The sequence below is a fragment of the Collimonas sp. PA-H2 genome, from assembly GCF_002564105.1.
Taxonomy (GTDB): domain Bacteria; phylum Pseudomonadota; class Gammaproteobacteria; order Burkholderiales; family Burkholderiaceae_D; genus Collimonas.
Genome location: NZ_PDBX01000001.1, coordinates 2,016,567 through 2,032,283, shown reverse-complemented (window position 1 = coordinate 2,032,283; position 15,717 = coordinate 2,016,567). Strand labels below are relative to the sequence as shown.

Genomic DNA, 15,717 nt, shown 5'->3' with positions numbered 1-15,717 from the left:
GATGACGGTCGTTGCTGCGCCGCCGATTTTATTAACTACGTGATTGAAGCGTCTGTCGAAGAACTAATTACCCGAGCAAGGGAAACAAGGCGTCGCTGCTGCTCATCTGCGGCGCGCGGATGGCGATGCCCTGCTGCCTCAGTTCGGCACGGATGCGCCGCGCAAATTCCAGCGCATGCGCACCATCGCCGTGCAGGCAGACCGTATCGGCGCGCACCGCCGGCCAGCTGCCGTCGATGGCGTGGACCTTGCCCTCGCGGATCATATGCATGGTTTGTGCCAATGCCTGTTCTTCATCTTCGATCAGGGCGCCCGCCGTGCCGCGCTTGACCAGGCTGCCGTCGGCCATGTAGCCGCGGTCGGCGAATACTTCCTCTACCGCGGCGAGGCCGGCGCGGTGGGCAGCGGCGATCAGTTCGCTGCCGGCCAGGCCGAACAGCGCCAGCGACGGATCGACATCGCGGATCGCGGCGACGATGGTGTCGGCCAGCGCGGCGTCGCGCGCCGCCATGTTGTACAGCGCGCCATGCGGCTTGACGTGCGCCAGCTGCGCGCCATGGGCGCCGGCGATCGCTGCCAATGCGCCGATCTGGTACTGCACGCCGCTATAGATTTCGTTGGCCGGCAGCTGCATTTCGGTGCGGCCGAAATTGTCGCGGTCGGGAAAGCTCGGATGGGCGCCGATGGCGACCCCTTGCACCACCGCCCATTGCACGCATTGCTGCATCATCAGGGCGCTGCCGGCGTGCCAGCCGCAGGCGATGTTGGCCGAGCTGACCAGCGCCAGCAGCGCATGGTCGTTGCCGGCGCTGCCAACGCTTTGTTCGCCGAGATCGGCGTTGAGGTCTACCTGCTGTCGTTTATCTTTCCTGGGCATCATCTGCTCCTATTTGGCCGGACGCAGCCAGTGCATCGCGGTTGTTATCTGTTGGAGATACAAAGCTTCCTCGCGCAGCGCTGCACACGCCGCGTCGGCGTCGGTTTCGACAAACTGCAACGTACGGTTGAAGCGCAGCTGCGCCAGGCGGGCCAGGTCGGCGCCGATCACCACGCCGATCTTCGGATAGCCGCCGGTGGTCTGGGCATCGGCCATCAGCACGATAGGTTGGCCGGCGGGCGGCACCTGGATCACGCCCGGCAGCACGCCATGCGACAGCAGGTCGCCGCTTTTCTTGATCTTCAGCTCCGGACCGCTAAGGCGGAAACCCATGCGATTGCTTTGCGGCGTCAGGGTCCAGCTGCTGTTCCAGAAAGTCTTTTGCGCGGTGGCGCTGAACAAGTCGTATTCGGGGCCGGGGATGACGCGGATCTCCAGTGTTTCCGTATCGTCGGCGTCGTACCAGGATGGCGCGCGCACGCCGAATGCGGCGGCCTTGTGGACCGCGGCGGCCGGGTTGTCCGGGACGCCGGCGGAGAGAGCATCGCCTTCGGTCAAGGCGCGGCCGCCGTGGCCGCCGAAGCCGGCCTGCAGATCGGTGGCGCGCGAGCCTAGCTGGGCGGCGGAATTGATGCCGCCGGCGACTGCCAGGTAACTGCGCATGCCATGCCGCGCGGCGTTCAGCTTCAGGGTCTGGCCGGCGCGCGCGCATACGCTCCACCACGGCAGCAGCGGCTGGCCGTCCAGGGTGGCGCCGAAATCGGCGCCGCCGATGGCGATGCGCGTGTCGACGGTGAATGCCAGTTCGCAGGGCCCGAGCGTGAATTCGATGGCGGCGCAGTCGCGCGGATTGCCGACCAGCAGATTGGCGATGGCCAGCGCGGTGCGGTCCAGTGCGCCCGACTGGCAGATGCCGAGATGGCGGAAGCCGTTACGGCCCATGTCCTGGACCGAGTTGATGCGGCCGGCGCGGATGATCTTGATCATGCCGCCACCTCGCTGGCGACGAAGCGCACGCGGTCGCCCGGTTGCAGCAGGGTGGGCGGATTGGCTCCGGGATCGAACAGCTGCAGCTCGCTGCGGCCGATCAGTTGCCAGCCGCCCGGCGAGGCCGCCGGATAGATGCCGGTCTGGCTGCCGCCGATGCCGACCGAGCCGGCCGGCACCAGCAGGCGCGGTTCGCTGCGGCGCGGCGTCGCCAGCTTGGGATCGAGTCCGCCCAGATAGGGGAAGCCGGGTTGAAAGCCGATGAAGTAAACGATGTATTCTGCCGCGGTATGGCGTTTGACGATTTCCGCCGGCGACAAGCCGGTATGGCGCGCCACCTGTTCCAGGTCGGGACCGTTTTCGCCGCCATAGGCCACGGGAATGTCGATCTTGCGCCCGGCTTTCTGGCTGATCGAATCGGCGTCCCAGGCAGCCTGGAGCTTTTCCGCCAGTTGCCGGCCGTCGCTGGCCAGCGGGTCGAACAGGATGGTCAGGTTATTCATGCCGGGTACTACATCGCGCACATGCGGCCAATGCGCCGCCTTCGCCGCGATCGCCCACAAACGTTGCTGGCATTCGAGAGTGGCGCTGGCTCCGGTATTCAGTACCAGAGCGTATTCGCCGAGAGCTTGTATGACGGGTTGGGTCATTGCGGCCGGATTCCTTGTGCACGATGTCAGCCCGGCAGGACTGAGTCCAAGCCGCTCCGTCCGAGCGGCCCCGCCGTCAACTGATCAGATCAACATTAAATTGCCCAGAAAACAATTGCGGACAGCCGTCGTCTCACGATCCCGAATCCTCTGCCCCCAACCAGCTTACTCTTTGTAGACCAGAGTTTAAGCAAAGGGCAATATCGTTCATCAAAAATAAAATGTCAATAAATTGTATGTAAATAGTTTATATTGTTGTTGAAATACAGCCTGTCCGATGCCTCAAATTCAACCTGGAATTGCGGCAACTGGCTGTATGATTTGGTTTTCTTGGCGTTTAGTGAGATCCATATGAACGTTAGCGCACCTAAAATCCTGTCTTCCGCCCATCTGGCGTCGGAAAGCAGCGTCGAATTGTCTGAGCTGGAATATGCCTTGATTATTGCGGGCAACGCGTTCAACCGCTGGATGTCGCGCTGCATGTCCGCTGCCGGGGTCAAGGATATGACGCCCGTCGAGGTCTCCTTGTTGCATCACGTGTGCCACCGCGAGCGTAAAAAAAGCCTGGCCGATATCTGCTTCGTGTTGAATATCGAGGATACACACATTGCCAGTTATGCACTGAAAAAACTGGTGAAAGCGGGTTACATCAAGAGTGAAAAAGTCGGCAAGGAAGCGTATTTTTCCGCCAGCGGCGAAGGTTATGCGCTCTGCCTCAAATACCGTGAAATGCGCGAGGAGTGCCTGATCACCGTACTCTCCGATACCGGCCTGTCGAACCAGTCGCTGGGCGACGCCGCCAAGTTGCTGCGCACGGCATCCGGCTTGTACGACACCGCTTCGCGCGGCGCCACTTCCAGGTAGGCAGGAAACGCGCGGCCGTAAAAAAAGGCGCTCGCAGCGCCTTTTTGTCTATGTGGCCAGCGCCTTGTCCAGCAGCGCGTGCAATTCGGCGAACTTGGGCTCGCCCACATAACGCTTGATGATATTGCCTTGCTTGTCGATCACGAAGGTGGTCGGCGTCAGTTTGACGTCGCCGAAGGCGTCCGCCAGCTTGCTTTGCGTATCCAGCGTGACTTGGAACGGCAGGCTGCGGGTCTGCACGAAATTGACGACGTAGTTAGGCTGGTCGTAGCTCATTGCCACGGCGATATAGTCCAGGCCCTTGTCCTTGTAGGCATTATAGGTCTGCACCATTTTCGGCATTTCGGCGACGCAGGTGGTGCAGCTGGTGGCCCAGAAATTCACCATCACCACCTTGCCGCGCAAGCTCTTCAGCGATACCTGTTCGCCTTTGAGGTTGGTGAAGCTGACATCCGGCGCGGCGTGTGTATTCGACATCGACATGTAACCGCCCACAGCCAGCGCTACCGCCGCCGCTGTACCGGCCAGCTTGATCCAGAGCCGCTTGCCGGCCGTGTTTTCAGTTTGAGCTTGCATGACAGAAATCCAATACGGGCAAGGCCCGGGAACAATCATTATAGCCATCCGTTGCGGGTTTTGCCGGAAAGTCTGGATTTGCCGCCTGGCTAGTTGTCGAACTGCCAGGGATAGGCCTGGTAGGTAGCGGCGACAGCCGGCGGGATCGGCGCTTCGATGCCCGCGCAAATCGCACGCAAGATATCAGCGCTGGCGATTTCCAAGGGCTTGCCGTCGTCGGCGGCTGCCAGCAGCGCCTTGATCAGCTGCGGTTTGGCTAGCGGCGCCAGCTGGTTGGCGTTATCCAGCGCCTGGCGGACGCGCGGGAAGCTGAGCTTGGCGCCGTCGCAATAATCCTGGGCCGCCAGCTTGAGTTCGGGGCAGGCCTGGGCGCCGCGCAGGAATGCAGCCAGCCGCGCGGCAGTAACATCGGCGCGGCCGGACGGTATCGCGACATGGGCTACCAGCGATAAGAGCAAGGCGACGTCGGCGCTTAGGTCAGATACCCGATTGAACTTGATCGGCAGCAGCCGTCCGGCGCGTGGCGCCAGGCGTCGCGCCAGGATGGTCTGCAGCACGAATTCGGCCAGCGTGATGCGGCTGTCGGCGGCGATCAGTTGTTCGACAATCGCCAGCAGGCGGTCGCGCGCGGGCTGCGGCAGCTGGCGCAATGCCGGCGCGGCCAGGTCGACCAGCGGCAAACGGGCGCTGAGCGGCAGCTGGACGATGGCTTCTGCCAGGAAGCTGGTCAAGGCGGCCTGCTGCGGCGCTTCTTTCTTGAGGATCGCCAGTTGCACATCGCGCTCCGCGCCTTCGCCCAGCAGCAGTGCATACACGACGGCGCAAGCGCCGGCCGGATCGCGTACCGCGCCATCGAGTTGCGGCGACAGCGGTGAACGGCTACTGCTGTTGCCGAATTCCAATGTAGGCGTGGCTGTCGCGGTAGAGATCGAAGCAGGCAAGCCGGTTGGCGCTACGGCGCAGGCAAAGCCGGCGGCGGCAAACGGCAGGTCTGCCAGACGGGCCGTGTTTTCCGTATAAGGCTGCGGCAGTTCCGGCGCTTCCAGCGGCCCCATGCTTCTGCCGTAGATGCGTTGCAGGCGCTCTGTCAGCGGCGGATGGGTGGCGAACCAGCCGTCCAGCAGGTTGGGGCGCACGCTGCCGAGGAACAGATGGGACAGCTGTTCCGCGTTCTGGTGATCGATTTGCGAGCCTAGCCGTTTGCCGTCGGTGAGGCCGCCGATCTTGCGCAGGGCGCCGCCTATGCCTTCCGGATTGCGGGTGAACTGGACCGCGCTGGCGTCGGCCAGGAATTCGCGCTGGCGCGAAACCGCCGACTTGATCAGGCGGCCAAAGAAGATGCCGATGTAGCCGACCACGAACAGCGCCAGGCCGGCAAACAGCATCACCAGCTGCCATGGCGGCCCCTTGTCGTCGCGGCTGCTGGTGGAGAAGCGGCCGACATTCATCAGCTGCTGGCCGAAGCCGGCAATCATCTGGATGCCGAACAAGACCCCGATCAGGTGCACGTTGAGGCGCATGTCGCCATTCAGAATATGGCTGAATTCATGGCCGACCACGCCTTGCAATTCATCGCGCGTGAGGCGGTTGAGGGTGCCGCGCGTGACTGCGACCACGGCTTCATTCTGGTTGTAGCCGGCGGCAAAGGCGTTGATCGCATCTTCATGCTCGAGCAGATAAACCTTGGGACAGGCGATACCGGAAGCCAGCGCCATTTCCTCCACCACATTGAGCAAGCGCCGTTCCTGCAGATCGCCGCTGGCGGGCGAGATCAGGCGGCCGCCGGCCATCAGCGCCACGGCATCGCCGCCGTCGCGCAAATTGAAAGTCTGGATCAGGGTGCCGCCGCCGATCAGCGCTAGCGTGATCAGGGTATTGATGGCAAAGAAGCCTTTGGGATAGCTGTGCAACAGCTCGTGGTGGCTGCCGAACTTGAAATTCCACAATAGCGCCATGGCCAGGTTGACGGCGAATACGATGGCGATCACCGCCAGCGCAAACAGGAACACCAGTTTCCTGGTTTCCTGGCGCGCCTGGTGTTGCTGTTCAAAGAACGTCATGGCTCAGACCGCCAGCGGCGGTTTTGTCAGGGTCACGCGCGGATCTTAAAACGTCACCTTGACTGCCTTGCGCTCTTCCGGCGCTTCGGTCGCCTGCAGCAATTCTGCCTGCTTGAAGGCGAACATATTGGCCAGGATCGAGCCCGGGAATTGTTCGATCGCCGTGTTGTATTCCATCACGCTGTCGTTATACGCCTGGCGCGAAAAGCCGATCTTGTTTTCGGTGCCGGTCAGTTCTTCCGTCAGTTGCATCATGTTCTGATTGGCCTTCAGGTCGGGATAGGCTTCCGACAGAGCAAACAGCTTGCCCAGGCTGGCGCTCAGCGCGCCTTCGCTGGCCGCCATCTGTTGCACGGCGGCGGCGTCGGTGGCGTTGCCGCCGACCTTGGCGTTAGCAGTGACCGCCTGATTGCGCGCCGAAATCACCGCTTCCAGCGTTTCGCGCTCGTGTTTCATGTAGCCCTTGGCGGTTTCCACCAGGTTCGGGATCAGGTCGTAGCGGCGTTTCAGCTGGACGTCGATCTGCGCGAAGGCATTTTTGAAGCGGTTGCGAAAGCTCACCAGACGGTTATAGATGCCGACAACCCAGAATACGACGACCAGCACAATTGCCAGAAAGATGATGAAACCGAACATGTTTTTCCCCAAAAAAAAGCCGCCGGACATTTGTCCAGCGGCAACGTTACTTGACTAGCTGAGGAAATGCAAGCCGCTTCCGGCCTGCTGCCCGCTTTTAAGGCTGTGAAGGCTGTGCGGCAGGCTTGGCCGACTCCCGCGGCGCCGATGACATTTGTGTCAATTCATCTTCAGTGATGTATTCGAACACCTTGACGACTTTTTGCACACCGCTGACGCCGGCGGCGATTTCACCGGCGCGCTTGCCTTCGCGTTCGGTGACCCGGCCCATCAGGTAGACATTGCCGCGTTCGGTGACGACCTTGATCGAATTGCCGAACACGTCCTTGGCATCGACCAGCGAAGCGATGACCTTGCTGGTGATGAAGGTATCGTTGGAACGCGCGGAGAAGCTCGAGGGCGCACCGATTGCCAGTTCATTCGCTACGGTATGAACGTTTTCAATCGTTTGCACTTCCTTTTCCGCGGCGGCCTTGGCGGCATCGTCGCGTACTTCACCGGTCAGCAGCACTTTACGGTTGTAGCTGGTGATGTTGACATGGCCATCCTGGCCGACCACGGCGGGAACCCGGGTTTCGGCCTTGACCATGATGGCCTTGTCCTCGGTCTGCGCGCCCAGCGTGCGGCGATCCGTCGCCGCGAAGCCGCCGGCCACGGCGCCGCCCAGCGCCAGCGCCACGCAGCCTTGCAATCCCATCACTACGGCGCCGCACAGTGCTACTGCCGCCAATGGCCGTTGCAATTTGCTCCAGCGCGGATTTTGCCTGTCAATCATTCGCATCTCCTCCAAATAAAGCGACATCGATGCCGTCGCATAAGCAGTGAATCGTCAGCAGATGCACTTCCTGGATGCGCGCGGTGCGGTCGTGCGGCACACAGATATGGACATCTGCTTCAGTCAGTTTCTTGCCGATGGCGCCGCCGCCCTTGCCGGTCATGGCCACCACCCGCATGTCGCGCTCCAGCGCCACATCGATGGCCGCCAGGATATTGGCCGAATTGCCGGAGGTGGAAAACGCCAACAGCACATCGCCGGCTTGTCCAAACGCTTGCACCTGCTTGGAAAAGATTTCGTTGTAGCTGTAATCGTTGCCGACCGCGGTGATGATCGAGGTATCGGTGGTCAGCGCCAATGCCGGCAACGGCAGGCGCTCCCGTTCAAAGCGTCCTACCAGTTCGGCCGCAAAATGCTGGCAGTCGGCAGCGGAGCCGCCGTTGCCGCAAGCAAGAATCTTGTTGCCATTGGACAGCGCGGAGAACATAAGTTCAACCGCGCTGGCAATTGGCGCAGCCAGGACTTCCGCCGAGCGGGCCTTGAGTTCGGCGCTTTCATTGAAGTGCGCCAGGATACGTTGGTTTATCATGATGTCGGTATTGAGAGTGGAATGCTGCCGCCGTATAGCGTGTGGCGGTCGGGTTTTTGATTAGTCTGGCGCTGATTATAGCGGGGTCTAGTGTCCTGAGTCAGAGGTTCGTTGCACAAGAAAAGTGATGAAGTCGGTGTCAGGCTAGGCGGATGGCCGCCCCGCGCAAAACGGAGCAAGGGTGGTGCCCCTGTATTTGCAACGACGCATGGCGCCGATTTCATCGCTTTTCTTCAACGAATTTCTGACTCAAGACACTAAGCTTCGAATGCCTGTCTGATCCAGTCGATATTGTCGCCGTCCATGGCCAGCACGTCGAAGCGGCAGGCCGGCGGCTGCGGATAGCGCTGCAGGAAAACCTGGGCGGCGAGGATCAGCCGGGCTTGCTTGGCGGAGGTCACGCTGGCCGCCGCGCCGCCAAAGCGCTGGCTGCGGCGTTGCCTGACTTCGACAAACACCAGCAGCTCCTGCGCGCCTTTATGCGGCGCCGGCTCGGCCAGGATCAGATCGATCTCGCCGCCTTTGCAGCGGAAATTCCTGGCGACCAGCTTGAGGCCGTGCCGCTGCAAATAGAGCAGTGCCTGGTCTTCCGCCAATTTACCGCTGGCCTGGCTGCTCGGCATGGGCATCTTCATCAGGCGGCTGGCCTGGACTTCACTGAGCTTGAAGCGGCATGACGACGCCGTTCTGATAGATAGCGGTCGGCTCGACCCGCTCGAAACTCGGGGCGCCGACGCCAAAACGGACGTTCAGCTTGCCGGTCACGCCGTCGATCTGGAATACGCTATTGCGCGTGGCGACTTCACGGGCGATGCGGAAAGCATCGATGCCCAGTGCATACAGGCGCTCCAGGTCGGCATTGCGGCGCTGGTCGGCTGCCACTTCCTGGCGCGGGTAAACCATCACCGCCGGGTGGTCCGGCTGCACCTGCCACGGAATATCCACCAGCCGCACGCCATTCAGCTCGGCGATCTGGTGCTCGGGGTTGTTGTCGTTGAGGGTCAGCGGATTCAACTGGGAAATGCCGAAGATCGGGGTCTGGTCGCCGATAGCGTTGCGTATCTGCCTGGTCTGGTCGGCATTCAGCGCGGCAAACAGCAGGCGTGGCATGTCGCCCTCCACCCGTTGCTGCAGCTGGGTCAGGGCATCGGCGTTGAAGACGCCGTTTTCCAGATTCAGCGTCACCATGTCGGCATGCAGGCCGCTGCCCTGGATCTGTTGGGCGAAAGCGTTGGCGACGCGTTTTTGCCAGGCAGCGCTGGTGCTCAGCACCAGCACTTTGCCCGGCGCGTAGTCGGCGCCGGCCCAGCTTGCCACCTGGCGCGCTTCAGCTTCAATCGAGAGGCCCACCGGCAGCAGCTGCGCCGGCAAGGCGCCGGCAGAGTCCGGCTGGGTCAGGGCGATCGTCGGTTTGTCCACCCGGCCGTTCTGGAGGATGGCGGTCAGGCCGGTACGCGATAGCGGTCCCACCAGGATGTCGTACTTCTGGCTGGCGGCGCTGTAAGCGGCGAGCATGTCGCCGGCGGTGTCGGCGGCTTCGATCACGGTCACTTCCAGGCCGCTCTTGTCGCGTTCGTAGGCATTCAGGAAGCCGCTGCGGACCGCATCGGCGGCCGCGCCCAGCGGGCCTGAGCGCAATGGCAGCAGCAGGGCGATGCTGGCCAGCGGGATGACATTGGCGTCGGCATCGGCAGCCGTGACGTCGACCGAGGTTGTGTTTGCCAGCGCAGGCGGGCACAATCCGTTCAACAGGATACCCGCCGCTAGCGCAAGCTTGACCCATTTAGCCAGCTTGGCCCATTTATATAACATTCATAACTCCCCAATGACTCATCAATCTGCCAGCGCCTTCATCAACCCCGTGATTTTGGACGAGGTGGCGCAGCAAGCGTATCCCGCGTCCACATTATATGTGCTGGCCACACCGATCGGGAATGTCTGCGATATCAGCCTGCGTGCCTTGCACGTATTGTCGATGGTCGACGCCGTGGCCTGTGAGGACACCCGGAATACCGCCCATTTGCTGGGACGCTACGGCTTGTCCAAGACCTTGCTGGCGGCGCATGAGCACAATGAGCGGGAAGTGGCGGAAAAGATCGTGGCGCGCCTGCAGGCAGGCGAACGGATCGCCCTGGTGTCCGACGCCGGCACGCCTGCGGTGTCTGATCCAGGCGCCCGCATCGTCGACGCCGTGCTGAATGCTGGTTTGCGTGCCTTGCCGCTGCCGGGGCCGTCGGCCGCCGTGACCGCGCTGTCGGTCAGCGGGCTGGTCAACGACCAGTTCCAGTTCATTGGATTTCTGCCGAGCAAGGCACGCCAGCGCGAGATCGTACTCGCCGGCCTGGCCGGCGCCAGCGCCACGCTGGTGCTGTACGAAGCCCCGCATCGCATCGTTGAAACCGTCGACGCCTTGTTGCAGGCATTCGGGCCGGAACGCCGCATCGTGCTGGCGCGCGAACTGACCAAATTGTTCGAGAGCGTCCACCGCTGCCCCCTGGGCGAGGCGCCAGCCTGGCTGGCGGCCGACCCCAACCGGCAGAAGGGCGAGTTCGTGGTGCTGGTTGAAGCGGCGCCGGTGGCGCTTGACGACAGCGCCGAGGGCGAACGGGTCTTGCAGATCCTGCTGGCGGAATTGTCGATCAAGCAAGCCTCTGCCTTGGCCGCACAAATCACCGGGCAAAAGAAAAATGCCCTGTACGAACGGGCTTTGGCTTTAAAAGATGCCTAGGTAAGAATAAGATGTGCCTAATGTTTTTTTGTTATGGGTGAGAACTACCCTGTTTCCAGGAGGCAGGTATTGCATTATATGAGCCCGGAATATAGGCACAAAAATGCCAGGGCGAGGATGTATTTTAGCAACGGCGGCGCTGCGAGAAATTAGTTCCCGCACAGGGTTCGATAGTAAAATCCGCCACCTTGCGCAATGCGGCAAATAGTTTAAAAAAAGCAATCAAATTGAAGTAAGCAGGCTTGGGGTATGGCCGGACTTGCCCTTAGGTCCCGTTAGGGAATAAGTTGGGCATTTGGGCGGGCAACGCAGCAGCGCGCCAGCTACGGCCAGCACAAATGTTCAACTTATTCCCTGACGGGGCCTTACTAATAAGATGAGAGAAAACATGAGTACAACGCAAACCAGCAGCAAGCCTGGATTCAAGTCACCCCGTCTACACATCATCACGCTGGCTGCCCTGGGAATCGTGTTCGGCGATATCGGCACCAGTCCGCTGTACGCGCTGAAAGAATGTTTCAGCACCGACCATGGCATTCCATTCACGCCGAACGCAGTACTGGGAATCATCTCGATGCTGTTCTGGGCCATCACCATTGTGGTTTCGCTGAAATACGTGCTGTTCGTGATGCGCGCAGACAACAACGGCGAGGGTGGCGTGCTGGCCCTGATGGCCTTGTCGCTGCGCACCGCCAAGAACGGTTCCAAGCGCGCCAAGACCTTGATGATGCTGGGCGTCTTCGGCGCCTGCATGTTTTATGGCGACGTCGTGATCACGCCGGCGATTTCGGTGCTGTCGGCGGTGGAAGGGCTGGAAATCGCCACGCCGGGGCTGACGCGTTATGTCTTGCCGCTGTCGCTGGTGATCCTGATTGCCTTGTTCCTGATCCAGAAGCACGGCACCACGGTGGTGGGTAAATTGTTCGGCCCGGTGATGTTCGTGTGGTTTGTCTCGCTGGGTTTGCTGGGCGTCTACAACGTCATCAAGGCGCCGGAAATCCTGGTGGCGATCAATCCTTACTACGCTTATGCTTTCATGCAGCAGCACGCGCTGCAAGCGTTCGTGGTGCTGGGTTCGGTGGTGCTGGTGCTGACCGGCGCCGAGGCCCTGTACGCCGACATGGGCCACTTCGGCATCCGGCCGATCCGCTTTGCCTGGCTGTTTACCGTCATGCCTTGCCTGATGCTGAACTACTTCGGCCAGGGCGCCAACCTGCTGGTCAATCCGGCCGCCATCCAGAATCCGTTCTACCTGATGGTGCCGGACTCCTTGCTGTTGCCGATGGTGATCCTGGCGACTGCTGCCACTGTGATTGCATCGCAGGCAGTAATCTCGGGCGCGTTCTCGCTGACCAGCCAGGCCATCCTGCTGGGCTTTGTGCCGCGCATGCGCATCTTGCACACCTCGGAAGACGAGCGCGGCCAGATCTATGTGCCGGTGATCAACTGGATGCTGCTGCTGCTGGTGGTCGGCGTGGTGCTGGCCTTCAAGAAATCCGATAACCTGGCCGCGGCTTACGGCGTGGCGGTGACCACCACCATGCTGATCACCACGGTGCTGGCGGCGGTGGTCATGCGCACGGTCTGGAAGTGGAATCCTTTCCTGGTGGCGTTGGTCATCGGCGCCTTCTTCATTGTCGATTTCGCCTTCTTTGCCGCCAATCTGCTGAAGATCGTCGACGGCGGCTGGTTCCCGCTGCTGCTCGGCGCCATCGCCTTCTTCCTGCTGATGACCTGGTACGCCGGCCGCATGCTGCTGCGTGAACGCAGCAAGGATGAAGGGATCCCGCTGGAACCTTTCATCGAAGGCTTGCTGGCGCATCCGCCGCACCGGGTCGACGGCACCGCGGTGTTCATGACCGGCAACAAGACTACCGTGCCGGTCGCCTTGCTGCATAACCTGAAGCACAACCGCATTTTGCACAAGCGTGTGTTCTTCCTGAAAATCAGCATCTGGGATGTGCCGTTTGTCGAAGACAGCAAGCGCCTGACCCTGAAGGAACTGGGCAGCGATGTCTACGTCTTGCGCGCCGCTTTCGGTTTCAAGGAAGCGCCTGACGTGCAAACCGTGATGGCCTTGACGACGGCGCAGTTCGGCCTCGAGTTCGACGTCATGGATACCTCGTTCTTCCTGGCGCGCGATACGGTGATCCCGAGCAAGATTCCCGGCATGCAGCTATGGCGCGAAAAGCTGTTCGCCTGGATGTATCAGAATGCCGCCAAGCCGTCCGACTTTTTCCATATCCCGATCAACCGGGTGGTCGAATTGGGCACCAAGGTGGAAATCTAAGCGCTTCGCAAAAATCCCCGCAAACCGTCACGGTTTGCGGGGATTTTCTTTTCAGGGGTTGTCGGCAGAGGCGAACAGCACCTGGCAGCGCCACAATTGATGGCCTGACGCCAGGTATTTGCTTTCAAACGGGGTGATCGGCTGCGCCGGCAGATAGGGCTCGCAGCCGACCGCCAGGCCACTTAACTGTTGCAGGGCGCTGGCGCATTCCTCGACATAGATCTGCCAGTTGCTGCGGCATTCCAGGATCCCGCCCAGCGCAACGATGGTCGGGAATACCGGATGGCCGTGCCAGCGCCGGCTGAGCTGGCCTATCTTCGGCCAGGGATTCGGATACAGCAGATAGTGGCGCGCCGGAAAAATCCGCGCCGCCAGCAGCAGCCGCCAGTAATCCACCAGGTCGGCGCGAATGCGGATGAAGTTGGGCGGCAGCGCTGCCGGGCCCGGCCATAGCGTGTTGCGGCCGACCCGGTCGGCGGACTGGTCGACGCCGATGACGAAATGATCAGGGTACTGCGCCGCCAGGTGCATGGTCGACAAGCCGACGCCGCAACCGGCATCAAGGATCAGGGGCGGGCTGCCGGCCGCCCGCCAGGCGGCGATGCTGTCGTCGAATGCGCTTTGATTGTAAGGACTGACGGGCTTTTGAAACGTGTGCGAGGCGTGCCTGGCGACGGTGGCCGCAAGCTGCTCGTGGATGCCGCTCTGGGCGCTATGGATAGGGCTGGAATTGGCATACATATCGACGTACCGGATGCAATGTGAAAGGTACGGCAATATACCTCAAGCATCCCGCCCGGCTTGCCGTAGTTATCGGCAATCTCGGGCTGGCTGGAACGAATTGGACAGTAGCTGGGTTATTGCAAGGTAACGGGCTGGCTCATCATCGAGTCATAGTTGCCCAGGAAAGCATCGATATCCTCGATGCTCGGCTCGGTCGCAATCAGATCTTCGACCCCTTTACGAAAAAATTCAGCCAAGGCACCAGCAATAAAAATCTCGCGCTTGAACGATTTATCGACGATTTCATAGCCGCCGAAACGTAAAGCTTCGCGTTGTTCATCGGCACCAAATTCGACGACGCTGTATTGGTCACTGTTATAAATCAGGTTCATATGCGCTCCCGGTAGTTAGGACAGAAGGTAATGATCGAATAAGCAGTTTTCAAGCCAGCTAGTGAAAATATTATTTTTCAGCTCCTTTTCTGAGGCATATGTTTCTGTTTTGACAGACATATTTCAGTACTAAAAGAATTTTTGCGCTCGATGCATTTACATAGTACGCCACAGGCCATTTTTGTCACGTGCTAAATACTGATCAAGGCAATGCATTTCTTCTAAGAGCTCATAAAATTTTTATATATCACCTGCCGCCAACTGATAGCGTCACATAATTTGCTGCTGGCCAGGTAATCATTCAAGCCATTCGAACATGATGTGCTGATGCGATCCTGGCGTAATCGCGATCTTGCGTTCTTTCACCTGGTCTTTCTTGGCGACTGCGAGGTGATAGCTGCCGGCAGGCAGCTTGGCCAGGAAAAACGGTCCATTGGAAACGGTATCCAGCACGACATTGTTGCTCGCATCGTTGATTTTCACGTGGATATCGGCAGCATATTCATCCTTGGGCGTTGCTTTGATGAGGAACTCTAATTCCAGCGGATAGTTCTTTGCTTCCTGCTGTATCAGGGTCGATTCATCGACGCCGATACCGCCGGACATATAGGTGGCCACGCCTTTGGTGACAGCAGTGGGAGCTGCGCTGGCATTGACGGCTAGCGTAGCGGCAAGCAATGCGCTGAGTGCGAGAAGAGTGCGCTTATTCATGATGCTTCCTCCGAGTATTTTCCCCAGGCTGCGGGATACGAGCAGGTGCGGTTTTGACTTCTGTGTGCCGACGAAATCCAGCATACGGGGTGAAAATTAAAACCAGCTTAAACCCAAGTACGCATTACAAAACGTTACATCAAGACCCTATGGGTAAGTGAGGACTTGCATCTTCTGTAACGCCTATCAGTTATGCCTTGGCTAACTTTGTTTGCCAGAGTGGCAGCGTTCTTGCGCTCGCAAGCGTCCCGCAAATAGGCTGTAAATGGGCCAAAAACGGCGCGCCGCTGCGGCTTTTGCGCTGCCACTGCGGCAGATGTGCCAAAACGCCGGCAATGCCGATCACTGCCAAATTGTCAAGAATTGCCTGTTAACAAATAACAACTAATATTGACATAAAGAATTACATTTCTTGACGTAACATTTTTAAATGGGCAACATCTTTCCTAGAGGGAATTTTGTAATAAAAGCACCTGTAACAGGGTGCCAAAAAAAATGTGTAGCCGATATCAGGTTGCGCGATTGTTGTTTTATTTATTAAAAAATTGGGGAGTAATACATAGATGTTTACATTCAAAAATAAACAGCGCGGTCAAGGCATGACCGAGTACATCATCATCGTTGCACTGATCGCCGTCGCTGCGATCGCTGTTTATCAATTCTTCGGCCAAACAATCCGTAGCCAGACCGCAGGTATTGCCAACGAAGTTTCCGGCCAATCCGGCGGCGCAGCAATTGCAGCAGCCCAAGGCGCAGCCACTCAGGCTACAGCCGAAGGCACCAAGAAAAAAGGCCTGGACAAATACACTAACGACAATTCTCGCTAAGACTTAGCCAGAACTCTATAGCGTACCAAGCA

At 59.7% G+C, this 15,717-nt stretch carries 17 protein-coding genes; 4 read left to right on the top strand and 13 right to left on the bottom strand.

Annotated features, from left to right (window positions below; genetic code table 11):
• Nucleotides 1–67 precede the first annotated feature (67 nt).
• Genes pxpA through pxpB form a run of 3 tightly spaced genes read right to left on the bottom strand, consistent with a single transcriptional unit; the run spans nucleotide 68 to nucleotide 2,514 of the window.
• On the bottom strand, nucleotides 68–877 hold the full coding sequence (gene pxpA, locus BCF11_RS09205) for a 5-oxoprolinase subunit PxpA (protein ID WP_098497403.1): 810 nt from the start codon (nucleotides 875–877) through the stop codon (nucleotides 68–70).
• 9 nt (nucleotides 878–886) lie between these two features.
• Complete coding sequence (locus tag BCF11_RS09200) at nucleotides 887–1,864, bottom strand: biotin-dependent carboxyltransferase family protein (RefSeq protein WP_098494472.1); 978 nt, start codon at nucleotides 1,862–1,864, stop codon at nucleotides 887–889.
• On the bottom strand, nucleotides 1,861–2,514 hold the full coding sequence (gene pxpB / locus BCF11_RS09195) for a 5-oxoprolinase subunit PxpB (RefSeq protein ID WP_098494471.1): 654 nt from the start codon (nucleotides 2,512–2,514) through the stop codon (nucleotides 1,861–1,863). Before pxpB ends, BCF11_RS09200 begins: the two co-directional genes overlap by 4 nt.
• A gap of 351 nt (nucleotides 2,515–2,865) precedes the next feature.
• Here pxpB and BCF11_RS09190 point away from each other — a divergent pair, with 351 nt between their 5' ends.
• A complete protein-coding gene (locus BCF11_RS09190; protein WP_098497402.1) occupies nucleotides 2,866–3,378 on the top strand; it encodes a winged helix DNA-binding protein in 513 nt (170 codons plus the stop codon).
• Between the two features lie 48 nt (nucleotides 3,379–3,426).
• Here BCF11_RS09190 and BCF11_RS09185 read toward each other — a convergent pair whose 3' ends face one another.
• The 7 genes from BCF11_RS09185 to BCF11_RS09155 form a co-directional block, all read right to left on the bottom strand.
• Nucleotides 3,427–3,954 carry a peroxiredoxin gene (locus BCF11_RS09185; RefSeq protein ID WP_098494470.1) on the bottom strand — a complete coding sequence of 176 codons (528 nt, stop codon included), beginning with the start codon at nucleotides 3,952–3,954 and terminating at the stop codon, nucleotides 3,427–3,429.
• A gap of 89 nt (nucleotides 3,955–4,043) precedes the next feature.
• Nucleotides 4,044–6,014, bottom strand: a complete 1,971-nt coding sequence (locus BCF11_RS09180) for a M48 family metallopeptidase (protein ID WP_098494469.1) — start codon at nucleotides 6,012–6,014, stop codon at nucleotides 4,044–4,046.
• A 45-nt stretch (nucleotides 6,015–6,059) separates the two neighbouring features.
• A complete protein-coding gene (locus BCF11_RS09175; protein WP_098497401.1) occupies nucleotides 6,060–6,650 on the bottom strand; it encodes a LemA family protein in 591 nt (196 codons plus the stop codon).
• A 97-nt stretch (nucleotides 6,651–6,747) separates the two neighbouring features.
• The gene (locus BCF11_RS09170; RefSeq protein ID WP_199110802.1) at nucleotides 6,748–7,425 is read right to left on the bottom strand and encodes a BON domain-containing protein; all 678 of its coding nucleotides are present in this window, start codon (nucleotides 7,423–7,425) and stop codon (nucleotides 6,748–6,750) included.
• Nucleotides 7,418–8,014, bottom strand: coding sequence for a phosphoheptose isomerase (locus tag BCF11_RS09165; RefSeq protein ID WP_098494467.1), 597 nt, complete (start codon nucleotides 8,012–8,014; stop codon nucleotides 7,418–7,420). The genes BCF11_RS09170 and BCF11_RS09165 overlap by 8 nt, the downstream gene beginning before the upstream one ends.
• 257 nt (nucleotides 8,015–8,271) lie before the next feature.
• Nucleotides 8,272–8,649 (bottom strand): YraN family protein, encoded by a 378-nt coding sequence (locus BCF11_RS09160; protein WP_098494466.1) that lies wholly within the window; start codon nucleotides 8,647–8,649, stop codon nucleotides 8,272–8,274.
• Nucleotides 8,650–8,668: 19 nt separating this feature from the next.
• Complete coding sequence (locus BCF11_RS09155; protein ID WP_098494465.1) at nucleotides 8,669–9,826, bottom strand: penicillin-binding protein activator; 1,158 nt, start codon at nucleotides 9,824–9,826, stop codon at nucleotides 8,669–8,671.
• A 13-nt stretch (nucleotides 9,827–9,839) separates the two neighbouring features.
• Between BCF11_RS09155 and rsmI the strand changes: the two genes are divergently transcribed.
• Both rsmI and BCF11_RS09145 read left to right on the top strand, forming a co-directional pair.
• Nucleotides 9,840–10,742: a 16S rRNA (cytidine(1402)-2'-O)-methyltransferase gene (rsmI, locus tag BCF11_RS09150; protein ID WP_098494464.1), complete on the top strand. Its 903-nt coding sequence runs from the start codon at nucleotides 9,840–9,842 to the stop codon at nucleotides 10,740–10,742.
• Between the two features lie 388 nt (nucleotides 10,743–11,130).
• Nucleotides 11,131–13,032, top strand: coding sequence for a potassium transporter Kup (locus BCF11_RS09145; protein WP_098494463.1), 1,902 nt, complete (start codon nucleotides 11,131–11,133; stop codon nucleotides 13,030–13,032).
• 51 nt (nucleotides 13,033–13,083) lie between these two features.
• On the opposite strand, the gene BCF11_RS09140 is transcribed toward BCF11_RS09145, so the two are convergent.
• From BCF11_RS09140 to BCF11_RS09130, 3 genes are all read right to left on the bottom strand, one after another.
• Complete coding sequence (locus tag BCF11_RS09140) at nucleotides 13,084–13,773, bottom strand: tRNA (guanosine(46)-N(7))-methyltransferase TrmB (RefSeq protein WP_098494462.1); 690 nt, start codon at nucleotides 13,771–13,773, stop codon at nucleotides 13,084–13,086.
• Nucleotides 13,774–13,889: 116 nt separating this feature from the next.
• The gene (locus BCF11_RS09135) at nucleotides 13,890–14,147 is read right to left on the bottom strand and encodes a DUF3567 domain-containing protein (protein ID WP_014008142.1); all 258 of its coding nucleotides are present in this window, start codon (nucleotides 14,145–14,147) and stop codon (nucleotides 13,890–13,892) included.
• 297 nt (nucleotides 14,148–14,444) lie between these two features.
• The gene (locus tag BCF11_RS09130; protein WP_143751284.1) at nucleotides 14,445–14,858 is read right to left on the bottom strand and encodes a carboxypeptidase regulatory-like domain-containing protein; all 414 of its coding nucleotides are present in this window, start codon (nucleotides 14,856–14,858) and stop codon (nucleotides 14,445–14,447) included.
• Between the two features lie 563 nt (nucleotides 14,859–15,421).
• Here BCF11_RS09130 and BCF11_RS09125 point away from each other — a divergent pair.
• Nucleotides 15,422–15,685 (top strand): hypothetical protein, encoded by a 264-nt coding sequence (locus BCF11_RS09125; protein WP_098494460.1) that lies wholly within the window; start codon nucleotides 15,422–15,424, stop codon nucleotides 15,683–15,685.
• The last annotated feature ends 32 nt before the right edge of the window (nucleotides 15,686–15,717 follow it).

Bases quoted from the DNA above. Each gene is read 5' to 3' on its own strand.
- BCF11_RS09160 (WP_098494466.1), bottom strand. From the start codon at position 8,649: ATGAAGATGCCCATGCCGAGCAGCCAGGCCAGCGGTAAATTGGCGGAA.
- BCF11_RS09180 (WP_098494469.1), bottom strand. From the start codon at position 6,014: ATGACGTTCTTTGAACAGCAACACCAGGCGCGCCAGGAAACCAGGAAA.
- BCF11_RS09140 (WP_098494462.1), bottom strand. From the start codon at position 13,773: ATGTATGCCAATTCCAGCCCTATCCATAGCGCCCAGAGCGGCATCCAC.
- BCF11_RS09170 (WP_199110802.1), bottom strand. From the start codon at position 7,425: ATGATTGACAGGCAAAATCCGCGCTGGAGCAAATTGCAACGGCCATTG.
- rsmI (WP_098494464.1), top strand. From the start codon at position 9,840: ATGACTCATCAATCTGCCAGCGCCTTCATCAACCCCGTGATTTTGGAC.
- BCF11_RS09175 (WP_098497401.1), bottom strand. From the start codon at position 6,650: ATGTTCGGTTTCATCATCTTTCTGGCAATTGTGCTGGTCGTCGTATTC.
- BCF11_RS09185 (WP_098494470.1), bottom strand. From the start codon at position 3,954: ATGCAAGCTCAAACTGAAAACACGGCCGGCAAGCGGCTCTGGATCAAG.
- BCF11_RS09200 (WP_098494472.1), bottom strand. From the start codon at position 1,864: ATGATCAAGATCATCCGCGCCGGCCGCATCAACTCGGTCCAGGACATG.
- BCF11_RS09145 (WP_098494463.1), top strand. From the start codon at position 11,131: ATGAGTACAACGCAAACCAGCAGCAAGCCTGGATTCAAGTCACCCCGT.
- BCF11_RS09125 (WP_098494460.1), top strand. From the start codon at position 15,422: ATGTTTACATTCAAAAATAAACAGCGCGGTCAAGGCATGACCGAGTAC.
- BCF11_RS09155 (WP_098494465.1), bottom strand. From the start codon at position 9,826: ATGTTATATAAATGGGCCAAGCTGGCTAAATGGGTCAAGCTTGCGCTA.
- BCF11_RS09130 (WP_143751284.1), bottom strand. From the start codon at position 14,858: ATGAATAAGCGCACTCTTCTCGCACTCAGCGCATTGCTTGCCGCTACG.
- pxpB (WP_098494471.1), bottom strand. From the start codon at position 2,514: ATGACCCAACCCGTCATACAAGCTCTCGGCGAATACGCTCTGGTACTG.
- pxpA (WP_098497403.1), bottom strand. From the start codon at position 877: ATGCCCAGGAAAGATAAACGACAGCAGGTAGACCTCAACGCCGATCTC.
- BCF11_RS09190 (WP_098497402.1), top strand. From the start codon at position 2,866: ATGAACGTTAGCGCACCTAAAATCCTGTCTTCCGCCCATCTGGCGTCG.
- BCF11_RS09165 (WP_098494467.1), bottom strand. From the start codon at position 8,014: ATGATAAACCAACGTATCCTGGCGCACTTCAATGAAAGCGCCGAACTC.
- BCF11_RS09135 (WP_014008142.1), bottom strand. From the start codon at position 14,147: ATGAACCTGATTTATAACAGTGACCAATACAGCGTCGTCGAATTTGGT.